Annotated in this window: 9 protein-coding genes; 4 read left to right on the top strand and 5 right to left on the bottom strand. The window is 70.1% G+C overall.

The annotated features are described in order from the left end of the window. Positions 1 to 55 precede the first annotated feature (55 nt). Positions 56 to 6,031, top strand: a complete 5,976-nt coding sequence (locus tag KBX46_RS02410; protein ID WP_210790319.1) for a DUF4011 domain-containing protein — start codon at positions 56 to 58, stop codon at positions 6,029 to 6,031. 75 nt (positions 6,032 to 6,106) lie between these two features. On the opposite strand, the gene KBX46_RS02405 is transcribed toward KBX46_RS02410, so the two are convergent. The 5 genes from KBX46_RS02405 to KBX46_RS02385 form a co-directional block, all read right to left on the bottom strand. Then, positions 6,107 to 6,622, bottom strand: a complete 516-nt coding sequence (locus KBX46_RS02405; protein WP_308159337.1) for a Uma2 family endonuclease — start codon at positions 6,620 to 6,622, stop codon at positions 6,107 to 6,109. 94 nt (positions 6,623 to 6,716) lie between these two features. Beyond that, complete coding sequence (locus tag KBX46_RS02400; protein WP_210790313.1) at positions 6,717 to 7,061, bottom strand: hypothetical protein; 345 nt, start codon at positions 7,059 to 7,061, stop codon at positions 6,717 to 6,719. Continuing rightward, entirely contained in the window at positions 7,061 to 8,254 is a 1,194-nt protein-coding gene (locus tag KBX46_RS33065) for a WXG100 family type VII secretion target (RefSeq protein WP_210790308.1), read from the bottom strand. The genes KBX46_RS02400 and KBX46_RS33065 overlap by 1 nt, the downstream gene beginning before the upstream one ends. Beyond that, positions 8,251 to 8,595 carry a type VII secretion target gene (locus KBX46_RS02390; RefSeq protein ID WP_210790305.1) on the bottom strand — a complete coding sequence of 115 codons (345 nt, stop codon included), beginning with the start codon at positions 8,593 to 8,595 and terminating at the stop codon, positions 8,251 to 8,253. The genes KBX46_RS33065 and KBX46_RS02390 overlap by 4 nt, the downstream gene beginning before the upstream one ends. Next, positions 8,582 to 8,980 (bottom strand): hypothetical protein, encoded by a 399-nt coding sequence (locus KBX46_RS02385; protein ID WP_088951823.1) that lies wholly within the window; start codon positions 8,978 to 8,980, stop codon positions 8,582 to 8,584. Before KBX46_RS02385 ends, KBX46_RS02390 begins: the two co-directional genes overlap by 14 nt. A gap of 171 nt (positions 8,981 to 9,151) precedes the next feature. On the opposite strand from KBX46_RS02385, the gene nhaA reads away from it, so the two are divergent. From nhaA to KBX46_RS02370, 3 genes are all read left to right on the top strand, one after another. Further along, positions 9,152 to 11,086 carry a Na+/H+ antiporter NhaA gene (nhaA, locus tag KBX46_RS02380; protein ID WP_210790304.1) on the top strand — a complete coding sequence of 645 codons (1,935 nt, stop codon included), beginning with the start codon at positions 9,152 to 9,154 and terminating at the stop codon, positions 11,084 to 11,086. A 123-nt stretch (positions 11,087 to 11,209) separates the two neighbouring features. After that, positions 11,210 to 12,409 carry an MFS transporter gene (locus tag KBX46_RS02375; RefSeq protein ID WP_210790300.1) on the top strand — a complete coding sequence of 400 codons (1,200 nt, stop codon included), beginning with the start codon at positions 11,210 to 11,212 and terminating at the stop codon, positions 12,407 to 12,409. Between the two features lie 147 nt (positions 12,410 to 12,556). Further along, positions 12,557 to 14,230 carry an ABC transporter substrate-binding protein gene (locus tag KBX46_RS02370; RefSeq protein ID WP_210790297.1) on the top strand — a complete coding sequence of 558 codons (1,674 nt, stop codon included), beginning with the start codon at positions 12,557 to 12,559 and terminating at the stop codon, positions 14,228 to 14,230. Positions 14,231 to 14,235: the final 5 nt, after the last annotated feature.

Genomic DNA, 14,235 nt, shown 5'->3' with positions numbered 1-14,235 from the left:
CGGTCGGTTGACCGCTAGGCTGGCCCTCCCTGGTCTCCCACCTGGAGAAACGCCCATGTCCGACAGCGTCTTCGCGCAGTTCACCGCCGACGACGATCAGCTCGAGGTTGGGCTGATCGTGCAGCCGGCGATCAACGCCGCCCTGGTGCACAACCGGGTGCCGTTGGTGCGTCACCTCACGCTCGTCAACCGAGGTGCAGTGCCGCTGACCGATGTCACGTTGACGCTGGAACTGCGTGGCCCGGACGGCGCGCTGACCGAGCCGTGGACGCGTACTCTCGCTGCGCCGTTGCGGCCCGGGGCCAGCACGAGCTGGGACGACTTCCGCGACTTCACGCCCGACCGCAAGCTGCTGTACCGCACCGACGAGGCTTTCCCGGTCGACTACACCCTCCGGGTGCAGGCGCAGGAGCAGACACTGCGGCTGGTCGCCCCGTCCAGAGTGCTGGCGCACAACGAATGGTTCAACAGCCCCGCCCTGTACGACAGCCTGGCGGCCTTCGTGCAGCCGAACACCCGGGCGGTGGAGGCGGTCCTGCGGGCAGCCGCCCAGCTCCTGCTCGCGCGGACCGGCTCGGGCTCGCTGCAGGGCTACCAGGAGGGTTCGGAGCGGGCGGCCCTGATCGCCGGCGCGGTGTACGAGGCGCTGCGCCAACTCGAGATCACCTACCAGACCCTGCCGGCGTCCTTCGAGAACACCGGTCAAAAGGTACGAACGACGGCGGCGGTTCTCGACGGTCGGCTCGGCAACTGCCTCGACCTGTCCGTCACGTACGCAGCCTGCCTGGAGGCGGCGGGGCTGCACCCGCTCATCTTCATCAGCGCGGGGCATGCCTTCGGTGGCTTCCTGCTGGAGGAGGAACGGCTGGGCTCGGCCGCGGTGACCGAGACCAACCTGCTGATCTCGATGGTGGATTCCGGCCGGGCCGTGCCGGTCGAGCTGACCCGCATCGGGCCGGGCGCGCAGTCGGCGACCTTCACCGAGGCGGTACGCGTCGGGCTCGGCCACTTCCGCGGCGACGGCGAGCGCATGCAGGGCGTCGTCGACGTGCACCTGGCCCATCGCTCGGGGATCCGCCCGTTGCCGCCAGCCGACGAACTGATCGCGCCCGCCGCGGTCGACGCCGAGGCGACGCCGAAGATAACTGCGTCCCTCGACCTTCCGCCCGGCGTCGCCGCCGCGAAGCTGCGCCAGTTCGCCGATGAGGGCGAGGAGGTGCCGCAGCAGTCCGACGGGTCGCCGGCGCGTATCCAGCAGTGGAAGAAGTCGCTGCTCGATCTGAGCCTGCGTAACCCGCTGCTCAACCTGCCCAAGCGTGGCCGTGGCCTGGACCTGCACGTGCCGGCGGGCGCGCTGGCCCTGCTCGACGACCTCATCCACGACGGCCGTCAGGTGCAGGTCATTCCGCAGGACGACATCAGTCACGTCCACGAGCTGGCCGGGGCACGTCGGGCGCAGGACCTCGACGCCGAGATCCTGACCCGGGAGCTGCGTACCGACCGGCGGGTCTACGGCGCGGTCACCGACGCCCGCTACAAGACCGCGATGCGCGCGTTGCAGCGTGAGGCGCGCACGATGGAGCAGGAGACCGGCAGCAACTACCTGTACCTGACCATCGGCACCCTGGTGCACACGAAGACGACCGGGGGAGAGGCGTACGCGCCGCTGTTCCTCCTGCCGGTGCGCATCGAGGGTGGCAGCGGCCGTCGCCCGTACGCGATGGTCATCGACGGCACCGAGGTCGCCAGCCCGAACTACTGCCTCATCGAGTGGTTGCGGGTGAAGCACAGCGTGCGGATCCCGGAGCTGGAGCGACCGGTCCTCGACGAGCACGGCATCGACATCGCCAAGACCCTGGCCGCGATCAACACCGGGCTGCTCGACAACCGGCTCAACTACCGGACCGACGAGAGCGCCAGCCTTCGACTGTTGCAGTTCTCCACCTTCCAGATGTGGCGGGACCTCACCGACCACTGGCCCCGGTTCATGGAGAACCCGGTCGTCCGGCACCTTGTCGAGTCTTCCGGCGCCACGTTCGACGATCCTGCCCGCCCGGAGCACGACGTCGAGATCGCTGTCGACGAGGCCGACCTGCACCTGCCCATCCCCGCCGACGGGTCGCAGATGCAGGCCATCGTGCGCGCCGAGCGGGGCCACTCCTTCGTCCTGGAGGGCCCGCCGGGCACCGGCAAGTCCCAGACCATCACCAACATGATCGCGCGGGCGGTCAGCGCGGGCCGGTCGGTGCTGTTCGTCGCCGAGAAGCAGGCCGCCCTGGAGGTGGTAAAGCGCCGCCTCAAGCAGATCGGTCTCGGCCCGTTCGCGCTCGACCTGCACGGGCGCAAGCAGTCCCTCAACGCGATCCGCCAGCAGCTGCGCGACGCGCTCGACCAGTACGACCAGGGCGGCGACGGGACGTGGACCGCCGTCGAGACGGCCTACCGGACGCGGCTCGCCCCACTGACCGAATACCCGGCCCAGGTGCACACCACCAACCCCGTCGGGATGTCGCTCTGGTCGGCCTACGAGCAGACCCTGGCGTACGGGGGCGGCCCGGTCGCCCCGATCCCGGTGGCCTACCTGCACTCACCCGCCCCGGCCCGCGCGCAGGTCGAGACGTCCCTGCGGGAGTTCCCGGCGGCCGCACGATCGGCCCGACTCCGGACGGCGCACCCGTGGGCGATCAGCGGCTGCCGCACCCTCGACGGGTTGCACGGTGCCGCGGTCACCGAGATCGCCGGTGAGCTCGAACGCCTCCGCGCCGACCTCGCCGCCCACCCGCACCTGGTCGAGTTGCTGCGGACGCTGCCCGCCCCGGAGACCGTGAGCGAGCTGCAGGCGGGCGCCTGGCTCGCCGTACGCGGACTGCTGCCGGACCGGCAGGCCACCCTGCACGCCAGCGACCGACGGTGGGACGAGGCGGTGGCCCGGCTCCAGGCGGACCTGGCGGCCTTCCGGCAGGGCTTCGCCGGTGAGCTGGCCACCTTCCGGCCGGACGTGTTCGCTCGACCGGAGCTGACCGCCTGGCACGGTGAGGCCCAGGAGGTGGCGAAGAAGCTGATCGGTAAGCGCAAGCGTCGACAGGCCATCGTGGATCGGCTGGCGGTGCACCTGGTTGCCGGTGCGACGCTCGACGTCGAGCGGGTGGAGGTTGCCACCGGCCGGCTGGTGGCCGCCCAGGCGCATGCGGCGGCCCTCTACCAGCACTTCGTCGCGGTGGGCGGGCTGCGGCTGTCGCAGTGGCAGCCCACAGACCCCAACGCGCAGGAGCGGCTGACCGAGGCGATCGAGGCGACCCGGGTCGGCCGGACGCTCCTGGCCCGGAACCCGCAGGCCTGGGAGCTGTTTCACGGCGGATTCACCGATGTTCACGCGGTGCTCCTCGACCGGTTCGCCTCCCGGTGGCGGGCCTGGCGCGGGGTGTTGCGCTCCGGTGAGGCCGAGCTGATCCTGTGGGCCGCCGGTTCGCACTGGACCGACGCCTGGCAGCGCGACGGGGCGGCCTGGCTGCACGAGGTGCAGGCCGAGGAGTTGTTCCCACTGCGCCGATGGGCGACCGTCCTGGCCCACGCCGACGTGCTCGCCTCGGCCGGTCTCACCGACTATCGGGACCAGCTGCTGCGCGCCGAGGTGCCCGCGCATCTCGCCGAGGAGGTCTACCGGCGGGGAGTCGCGACGGCGTCCCTCGCCGAGCGGGTACGGGCCGGCGGCCTGCAGTACTTCGACCCGGAACTGCACGACGACGAAATCAGCCAGTTCGAGGCGGCCGCCGGTGAGCTGCGGTCCGCGCTACCGACGCAGCTGCCGTCGGTGCTGGTCCGCCGCCGCCCCTTCAGCCCGGCCGACCGGCGTGGTCGCTTCGCTGACTTCGCGGCCGAGCTGCGCCGTAAGCGGGGCGGGCGGTCCTTCCGGGAACTGTTCGAGCAGTACGCGGACGCGGTGCTCGCACTGACCCCGTGCGTGCTGGTCAGCCCCGCCTCCGCTGCGAACTTCCTCGCGCCGGGGAGCCAACGTTTCGACCTGGTCATCTTTGATGAGGCCTCGCAGATCCGCGTGGCGGAGTCGATCGGCGCGATGGGTCGGGGCAGCGCCGTGGTGGTGGTCGGTGACTCCCGGCAGATGCCGCCGAGCAGCATCATGCAGGCCAGCCACAGCGTGGACGAGGTCGACGAGGGCAACGGCCCGGTGCCGGAGGACCTGGAGAGCATTCTCAGCGAGGCCGTCGAATCGGGACTGCCGCAACGGTGGCTCTCCTGGCACTACCGCAGTCACGACGAGTCACTCATCGCCTTCTCCAACCGCTACTACTACGACAACAAGCTCTCCAGCCTCCCGTCGCCCGGTGCCGCCAGCTCGGCGGGCGTCAGCTGGCGGCGCGTCGAGGGCCGGTACGACCGGGGCGGATCCCGCACCAACGAGGTCGAGGCGCGGGCGATCCTCGCGGACATCACCCGTCGGTTGCACGACCCGGCGACCGCCACCCAGTCCGTCGGCGTGGTCACCTTCAACATCCAGCAGCGGGACCTCATCCTCAACCTGCTGGAGGAGAGCCCCGACCCGATCATCCGTGAGCACCTGTCCGGCGCGGTCGCGGAGCCGATCTTCGTCAAGAACCTGGAGAACGTGCAGGGCGACGAACGGGACGTCGTCCTGTTCTCCCTGGCCTTCTCCACCAACCTGGAAACCGGCCAGCTCCCGCTGAACTTCGGCCCGCTCAGCCAGGCCGGCGGCGAGCGGCGGCTCAACGTGGCCATCACCCGCGCCCGCCGCCAGGTCGTCCTCTACTCGTCCTTCGACCCGTCCGACATCGACCTGTCCCGCACGTCCGCGCTGGGCACCCAGCACCTGCGGGCGTACTGCGAGATGGCCGCCGCCGGCGCCGAGCGCCTGGGCGACCTCGCCACCGACCGCACCGAGCGGCGCAGCCGGATCCGCGACGAGGTGGCCGCGGCGCTGCGCGACCGCGGCCACGAGGTCCGTACCTCGCACGGCCTTTCCGACTTCACAGTGGACATCGCCGTACGCAGACCAGGCTCACCACTGTGGCAGGTGGCCGTCATGCTCGACGGCCCGGACTGGAGCGCACGCCCGACGGTGGCCGACCGGGACTCGGCGCCCACGCTCCTCCGCTCGATCATGGGTTGGCCGGAGGTCGTGCGGTTCTGGCTGCCGGCGTGGATCCACGACCGATCGGCGTTGCTCGACCGGGTCGACGAAGCGGTCACCCGGGCCGACGCCCCCACGACCGCCGAGCCCGAGTCGTCACCGGCCGCAGTGGCACCCGAAGCCGTCGAGCTGCCGCAGCCGCGCTCCGAAGCGGACGTGGAGCCGCCGCACCCGACACCGACCGCCGAGTTGCCGCAGGCGCGCCTCGCGGTGGACGAGGAGCCGCTCCGGGGCGAATCCTCGGGACCAGTCACCGCACTGGCCGCCACGACCACGGCGACCTCGGCCGCAGACACCATCACGGTGAGCCCATTCGTTCCGTACGTTCCGACCCCGCTCGGAGACCAGGCCGACCTCGACCTCCTGGCCACCGACCGGCGCGTACGTGACCTGATGCGGAACGCGCTCCGCGAGATCATCGAGGCTGAGGGGCCCATCGAGCAGCACCGGCTCGCACGCCTCGCCCTCGCCCGGTTCGGTTTCCTCCGCACCCGGGAGGACCGCCGTACCGCCGTGCTGGCGCTCGTCGACTCCCGCCGGCTCTACACGCACCCGACAGTGAGCCGGTACGCCTGGCCCGAAGGCACCGACCCGCAGACGTACCGCGCGTACCGGGTCACGCAGGCGAGCAACGACCGCGCGTTCGAGGAAGTGCCACCCGAGGAGGTGGCCAACGCCTTCGTACACGTACTCCAGGGCATGCCGAGCATGGACGAGGAACGGTTGCTGCGCGCCGGCCTGGAACGGCTCGGCTACCGTCGTCGCACCGAGAAAATCGACAAGCTACTCCGGTACGGGCTGCACGTCGCCGTGACCAGCGGTCGCCTCCGCTTCGACCAGGAGGGCCGCCTAACCCCAGGCTGACGAGAGTCACCACTCATATCGGTAACAGGCGTCACCTGAGTCGGTCGCGGCAGAATGAGCGAGGTCTGGGCCGCTTCAGCCGAGGCCGTGCTCGTCGGGTCGGGTGTTGAGGACCCAGGCGAGCGGCATGGTCGCACGGGCGACGTACTGGTCGCCCTCGAGACGGTGCATGGTGACGGTCTGCGCTGCGTCCTGGTCGACCACCCAGTATTGCGGGATGCTCGCGGCGGCGTACTCACTGCGCTTTGTCACTGTATCGACACCCTCGGAGCCGGGTGAAACGATCTCGATAACAAGGAGCACGTCGGCGACCGGCAGCCACACACCGTCGGCCTGAGCCTTGCTCCACACGACCAGGTCGGGAATGCGTCCGCCGACGCCGCCGTCACGGCCCGGTATGCGTAGCCCGACTGCCTGGGCGATGTGTTCCGCTGGGACACCGCCCTGAGCGAGCCACACCATGAGCCGGGTCGCGATGATCGCGTGGTTGTAGCCCGGCGGCGGCATGATCGAGACGACTCCCTCGGGGCTGATTTCGTACCGGTGGTTCTCGTCTGCGGCCATCATCGCCGTCAGGTCATCGAGCGTCACGACCGGGGGCATGTACCTGCCAACCGCCTCTGAGCTCATGGGCGCATCCTACCGGTTCGCAGGCCAGCACCTGCGGTGATGGGACCGTGCAGCGTCAGCGCCTACCCGGATTGCTCGATCCGGGGAACCCGGCTGAATAAGTTGCATCCACCAGTTCCTGAAGATGGCGGATGACGTCGACCTTGTGCTCGGTCTCCGGCAGTTGCCGTTCGCCAGCGGTCACCAGGTCGTTCCGCCAATGGCTGACGATCTCCCGCTGTGCTGCCGCGGGCAGGTCGTCGATCCACAACGACCCGAGGTTGTTGTCGACGATCTCCTGTAGGTGGTTGGCGGCCTGCCTGTCTGATAGGCGGGAGATCAGGAACTCCAGCGTCCAGTCGAACAACCCTCCGGTTGCGGTCCAGTCGACACCGGGTTTGAGCACGATGAGGCCAGCCATTATTTCCCCACGGTGAATACTCGCGGACCGAGGCTCCGGTCCGTAATGAACTGCTCGATACGGGCCACCTGTTGCGGGGTGAACTTCGCGACGTCCACCGGCACCAGGTCTGCTTTGTCTAGATGTCGCTCAATCTGATACTGCAGTTGTGGCCACTGCCGGTCAAAGAACTGGGCCGGAAAGTTGCCCACCGCATCGTAGGTTCGTCCGGCCTCGTCGACCCAGTCGGCAGAGGAGTCCGCCGCTGCGCGCTGCAGCCTCACACCCAATTCTTGCTCCAAACGGACCGCCGTCTCCGCCTCGCCCGGACGAAACCTTCCGGTTGCGGGATCCATACCGAGATCGTGGACTCGTTGCTGCTCCGTCACCGCATGGCCGGGGGGCTCGCGAGGCGGCTCAGGCTCTGGTGTGTTCCGGCTCGGTGGAGATTCACCTCTCTGGAGCCGACCCAGCGCCTGCTTGAGTTTGTCGATCAGGTCGCCGAGTCGGCGTACCTCCGGGATCAACCGCCGCAGGCTGGCCAGAAGCCCCCGCAACAGCCGTGCGATCCGCGCCCCCCACGACGCCACCAGCGTCGTGACCTGCTCCACGACCAGCGGTGCGGCCAGTCCGCCGGTGACGACGAGTTCGCCCGCGTACACGATGAGACGGGACACGCAGGTGGCGATGGCGTCGCGGACCAGGAGCCGGACGGCGGCCACCAGGCCGGCGGCGCCTTCGGTGATCGCGGCCATGGCGTCGGCGCCCTGGGCGAGGCCGGTGATGGCCTGCTGTTGTTCGGCGGCCCAGGCGCGGTAGGCGGGGCCGGCGCTGCCGCCCCATCCGGCGACGTCGGTGCGGACGGCGCGGGTCAGCGCGCCGGCTTCCTCGCGGAGCGATGCCGCGACGTTGCGCCAGGTCTGGGCGTGAGCGGTGATCTGCGCCGGGTCGCCGGCGAGCCAGTCCAGCGCCTCACTGAGCGGCTTGACGTGCTCGATGAGCCACGCGATCCCGTACTGGAGCAGGGCGCCGACCGGGTCGGAGACGAAGGCGAGGGCGTCCAGGCTGGCGCTCACCACGCCGAGGCTGCCGTCGATCCAACTGCCGTTGCGTACGCCCTGGGCGATGAGTTCGATGTCCTCGCAGATCCAGATGCCTGCCCATGCGCTGGGTGGAGTGTCCGCTGCTGCGGCGACGAGCGGGTTGGACGTCACGGCTGCCGCCGCACCTCATCGAGGTGCTGCTGCCGTACTCCGTCGAGCAGTTGCTTCGCGTGGGCGTCGGAACCTCGGTAGCGGTCTGCTCCGACCCGCAGCTTGCCGGCGGTGTCCCGCACCGACGCGGCGGCGGCGCCGATGCCCTCGACCAGGGTCCGCTGGAGGCCGTCGAGCAGTGTCGGCATCAGCGCGCAGAGCTGACCGTACGCGTCGGCGCCCAACCGGACGTGCTGGCCTGCCTGTTGGGCCGTGTCGAGGCTGCCGGCGCAGCGGTCGATGCGGGCGGCGTGGGCGGTCAGGTCGTCCGGGTCGACGTGGATGCCGTCACCGGTCGGCATCGCTCGAACCCTCGTCACCAGCCAGCCGGCTGCGGTACGACTCGATGATGGCCTTGGCGCTCGCGTCGTCGCCGAGGAACTCCACCGTCAACTCGCGGACCTGGCGCAGCAGGTCGGTGCGTGCCGCTCGGGTGGTCTCCAGGATCTGCTGGGCGGTGCGCGCCGCGGGTTGCTGCCGGATGCGTTCGTCGAGCCACAGGCCGATCAGCAGGCCGGAGCATTCGACGGTGACGTCGACCGTCCGGTCGTTGTTGTGGGCGGTGCCGGTCAGCTCCTGCATCCTCGCCGAGAGCGTCTTCGCCCGTGCCGCCCGTTCGGCGAGCGACGACTCCCACTCGTCGAGCCGGTGTCCGGCCGCGTCGAGCGCAGCGTCGTCCGCCCACATGTCGACCCTCCCCAGGGGACCACCGCCGACGACAGCCAGCGTGATCACCCGCACGTTACCAACTGGTGGCGCTCCGTGTATGCCCCGCGCCCGACCCGGTGCTCGTATCGGCCGGTCGCCATGTGCCCCAATCCGGACCACGCGACGATCAGGTCAACGAAGATTGTCTCCGTGACGAGCGACAACCCGCACCGGGGATGGACCAGCCGAACCGCCTGGGAGGGTCGGTTCAACGCTCCGCTGCGCTCGTTCCTGCGCACCGAGACCGGCGGCGCCCGGGTGGTGCTGGTCGCCGCGGTGGCGGCGCTCGTGTGGGCCAACGTGCACGTGTCGTCGTACGAGTCGGTGTGGGGCACCTCGCTCTCGGTTCGGCTCGGCGACTGGTCCCTGTCACACGACCTGCGTACCTGGGTCAACAGCGGCCTGATGACCTTCTTCTTCCTGGTCGCGGGGCTGGAACTGCGCCGGGAGTTCGACATCGGCGAGCTGCGCGAGCGGCGTCGACTGGCGTTGCCGATGCTGGCCGGTTTCGGCGGCATGCTCCTGCCGATCGCGATCTATCTCGCGTTCAACGTCGGGCAGACCACCGCCGCCGGCTGGGGAGTGGTGATGGCCACGGACACGGCGCTCGCGCTCGGCGCGCTGGCCGTCTTCGGGCCACGCTTCTCGGATCGGCTGCGGGGGTTCCTGCTGACCGTCGCCGTCGTCGACGACGTGGTCGCGATCGCGGTGCTGGCAATCGCGTACCCGCATCATCCCTCGCTGTCGGCGCTACTCGCCGCGGTGGGGATCTTCGGCGTCGTCCTGCTCGTCCGGGCGCTGGGTGTGCGGTTCGGGCCGGTCTACGCGCTGCTGGGGGCGGCGGCCTGGGTCGCGGTCTCGGAGTCCGGTGTCGACCCGGTCGTGGTGGGTCTGGTGATGGGGTTGCTGACCTACGCCTACGCTCCCGGCCGCGACGACCTGCAGCGGGCGAGCGACCAGTTCCGCCTCTTCCGGGAACAGCCCACCCCGCAACTGGCCCGGATGGCCCGAGCCGGGCTCACCTCTGCGCTGTCGCCGAACGAGCGGCTGCAGACCATCTACCACCCGTGGGCGAGCTACGTGGTCGTGCCGCTCTTCGCACTGGCCAACGCCGGAATCGTGATCGACGGGGATCTTCTCGCCAGGGCGGTGGTCTCCCCGGTCACGCTCGGCGTCGTGGTCGCCTACGTCGTCGGCAAGCCGGCCGGGATCGTGGGTGTCTCCTGGCTGGTGGCCCGGCTCAGCGGCAACCGGTTCCGACCACCGGTCGGCTGGGTCGCCGTCGTGGGGGTCGGCACGATCTCCGGCATCGGGTTCACCGTCGCGCTCCTCATCGCCACCCATGCCCTCAGCGGTCCCGCCCTGGATGAGGCGAAGCTCGGCATCCTCGTCGCGACACTGGGGGCGTCCCTCGTCACCTGGCTGGTGTTCCGTTCGGTCGGGCGACTGTCGCCGGCACGGCGGGCGCGCGCGCTGCTCGGTGTCGCCGAGGGGATCGTCGACCTGATGCTGCCGGTCGACCCGGAGCGCGACCACATGCGCGGGTCGCTCGACGCGCCGGTGACGGTCGTGGAGTACGGCGACTTCGAGTGCCCCTACTGCGGGCAGGCCGAGCCGGTGGTCCGGGAACTGCTCGCCGACTTCGCCAACGTCCGGTACGTCTGGCGGCACCTGCCGCTCACCGACGTCCACCCGCACGCCCAACTCGCCGCCGAGGCTGCCGAGGCGGCGGGCGAGCAGGGGGCGTTCTGGGAGATGCACGACCTGCTGCTCGCCCACCAGGACGCCCTCAACCCCGACGACGTGCTCGGCTATGCCGAACAACTCGACCTGGACGTCGACCAGTTCCGGGAGCACATGGTCAAGCGGATGGGTGTCGACCGGGTCGCCGAGGACACCGACTCCGCCGACCTCAGTGGCGTCACGGGCACCCCGACCTTCTTCATCAACGGCCGGCGGCACTACGGCGCGTACGACATCACGGCGCTCTCGGCGGCGGTGAAGGCGGCCTTCGCCAGCGCGAAGCTGCGCCCCGAGTACCACCCCCGGGAACCCGGGCACCCCAATGGCGGGCCGGCGAGCTGACGGGGGTCGAGGCGGGGGAGTGTCGGCCGGCAGCGCACCAACCCTCCTGCCCCGCCGCCACCTGATGCGGGCGTTTAGGGCCGATGCCGCACCTCCGCCAAGGTCAAGACCCATGCTGTACGGGTGACACGCTCCGGTTCCACGTCCGGCGCGGTACGGGTCGCGTTCGCCTTCTGGATCACGCTCGTGGGCACCACCGTGCCGACCCCGCTCTACCCGCTCTACGAGATGCAGTTCGGCTTCTCGTCGTTGACGGTGACAGTGGTCTACGCGTTGTACGCGCTGGGCGTGGTCGTCGGGCTGCTGGTCTTCGGGCGGCTCTCCGACCAGATCGGCCGACGTCCGGTCATCCTCGCCGCGCTACTGCTCTCCGTCGCCGCGGACGCCGTCTTCCTGTTCGCCGTGGACCTGGCGATGATCATCGTCGGTCGGATCCTCGCCGGTCTGTCCGCAGCGCTGATCATCGGTGCGGCGACCGCGGCGCTGGCGGAGTTGATCGACCGGCGGCATCCGAAACGAGCCGCCACTGTGTCGATCTTCGCGAACCTGGGTGGTCTCGCCACCGGCACCCTGCTGGCCGGGATCGTGTCGGACGTGGCGCCCGACCCGCTGAGGCTGCCCTGGGTCATCGTGCTGATCCTCGCGGTGCTGGCGATCATCGCGTTGCGGGGCGTGCCGGAGACGGTCCGCGAGCGCTCACCGGTGACCCTACGGGTGCAACGGTTGCACGTGCCCGCGGCCATTCGCGGCGCCTTCGTCCGCTCGGCGATCACCGCCGGTGCGGGCTTCGCCGCGCTCGGGGTGCTCACGTCGGTAACTGGGCTCTTCCTCGGCATGGTCCTGCACGAGACCTCGCACACCCTGGCCGCGCTGGTGGTCTTCGTGGCCTTCGCCGGTGCCGCGTTCGGTCAGCTGCTGACCCGCGTGCTGTCCTCGCGCGCCGCGCTGGCCAGCGCCTGCGTCGGCCTGATCGTGGGAGCCGGGCTGCTCGCGTTCAGCATGTGGATGGCGCTGCTGGCGACGCTACTCATCAGTGCGGCGCTGATCGGGGTCGCGTCCGGGGTGGCGGTCGGCGACGGCATCGCGACGATCACCATGAAGACCGAGCCGCAGCACCAGGCCGAGGCGGTGTCGACGTTCTTCGCCATCCTGTTCGCCATGCTGGGCGTGCCCGCGGTCGGGGTCGGTCTGCTGATCCAGACGATCGGTCTGCGCCCCGCCGGCGAGGTCTTCAGCGCGGTGGTGGCGGTGCTCGCGGTCGTCGTCCTGCTCAGCCTCCTGCGGCGTGACCCGGCCCCGCCCGCGACCCGGTCCGCGCCCTGAGCTGACAACGAAAGGCCGGCGGCTGGCCGCCCGCTCGGCAGGAGATGTCAGCGGTCTTCTGGGCTGCCGAAAGCCATTCACGGAGGTCTTGCGGCGGTCATCGTATACAACATACGCTCCCCAAATCGCCCACCTGAGGAGCTCTCCATGACGAACCTCTCCGCCAGCGAAACGCGCCTGCCCCGCCACCGCGTGCTCCGGGCCGCAGTGGCGGCGGCCGTCGCTGTCTGCACGATCGTTGCCTGCTCACCGGTGTCGAACAGCGGTGGCGACACGTCCGGCGACAACCAGTCGGCCGGCCAGGATTCCTTCGGCACGCCGGCAGACCCCGCCGCCGTGAAGCAGGGTGGCAAGTTGGAAATCGCCCTCTCCGCAGAGCCCGACGCGCTGGACCCGACACTGTCGAGAAGCCTCTACTCCCGCTACGTCTTCCAGGCCATGTGTCAGAAGCTCTACGACGTCGACGAGAAGGCGCAGGTCGTACCGCAGCTCGCCACCGCGCTGCCCACCACGAGCGGCGACGGCCGGACGGTGACCATCCCGCTGCGCCCGGGCGTGCGCTTCGCGGACGGGACGCCGTTCGACTCGGCCGCGGTGAAGGCCACCCTGCAACGCCACCTCACCAACGCCCGGTCGGCGCGCAAGAGCGAACTCGGGCCCATCGACGGCGTCGACACCCCGGACGCGCAGACCGTCGTCCTTCGACTGAAGCAGCCGTTCGCGCCGCTGCTCGGTGCCCTCGCCGACCGCGCCGGCATGATCATGAGTGCCCAGGCGTTGCGGAGCCTGGGTGACGACTTCGCCTCGGCGCCGGTCTGCGTCGGCCCCTTCAAGTTCGCCAAGCGGGTGCCACAGAACTCGATCGAGGTGGTGAAGGACCCGAACTACTACGACGCGAGCAAGGTGCACCTCGACAGCATCTCGTGGCGAATCCTCACCGACGCGAGCATCCGTGCCGCCAACCTGCGCTCCGGCGACGTGCAGGTCGCCGACAGCGTCTCCACCCAGGACTTCGCCGCCCTGCGCCAGGACGCCGCGGTCTCCGTCCTGCAGTCGCAGTCGCTCGGCTACCAGGGTCTGACGATCAACATCGGCAACGTCGACGGCATCGGCACGGCGCCCAAGCCCATCAACCGCCCGGTCGCGCAGAACGCCAAGGTACGGCAGGCCTTCGAGCACGCCATCGACCGCAAGGCTCTGGTCGACGCGGTGTTCAACGGTCTGCACGCCGTCGCCTGCTCACCGATCTCGCCCGCGAGCGCGTTCTCGTCGGCGGAGGCGCAGACCTGCCCGGCGCACGACCCCGCCAAGGCCAAGCAGTTGCTGGCGGAGGCGGGTGTGCAGACGCCGTACACGGTGACGATGCTGGCCTCGAACACGCCCGACACGCTGCGTCTCGCGCAGGCGCTCCAGTCGATGGTCAAGGACGGCGGGTTCGACCTGAAGATCAACCCGGTGGAATACTCGTCGCTCCTCGACGAGCAGGACCGCGGCAACTTCGAGCTGCTGCAACTCGGCTGGAGCGGGCGGATCGACCCGGACGCCAACATCACGAACTTCGTTGGCACCAAGGCGAGCCAGAACGTCGCCGGCTACAGCAACCCGCAGCTCGACACCCTGCTGACCCAGGCCCGCCAGGCCGGCGACGTCGAGGAGCGCAAGAAGCTGTACGGGCAGGCGGTCACCCTGCTTCAGCAGGACGACGCCCTGATCTACCTCTACCGGCAGCGCAACCTGACCGCCGTGAGCAAGCAGCTCCAGGGCCTGCAGGTCTTCCCGGACGGTGTGCTCCGGGCGGCCTTCGCCGGCTTCGCCAAGTAGGTCAC

It is taken from the genome of Micromonospora sp. C81, assembly GCF_018070425.1.
In the GTDB taxonomy this organism is placed as follows: Bacteria; Actinomycetota; Actinomycetes; order Mycobacteriales; family Micromonosporaceae; genus Micromonospora; species Micromonospora zamorensis.
The sequence above is the reverse complement of the archived record's forward strand: the minus strand, read 5'-3'. Positions and strand labels throughout refer to the sequence as shown.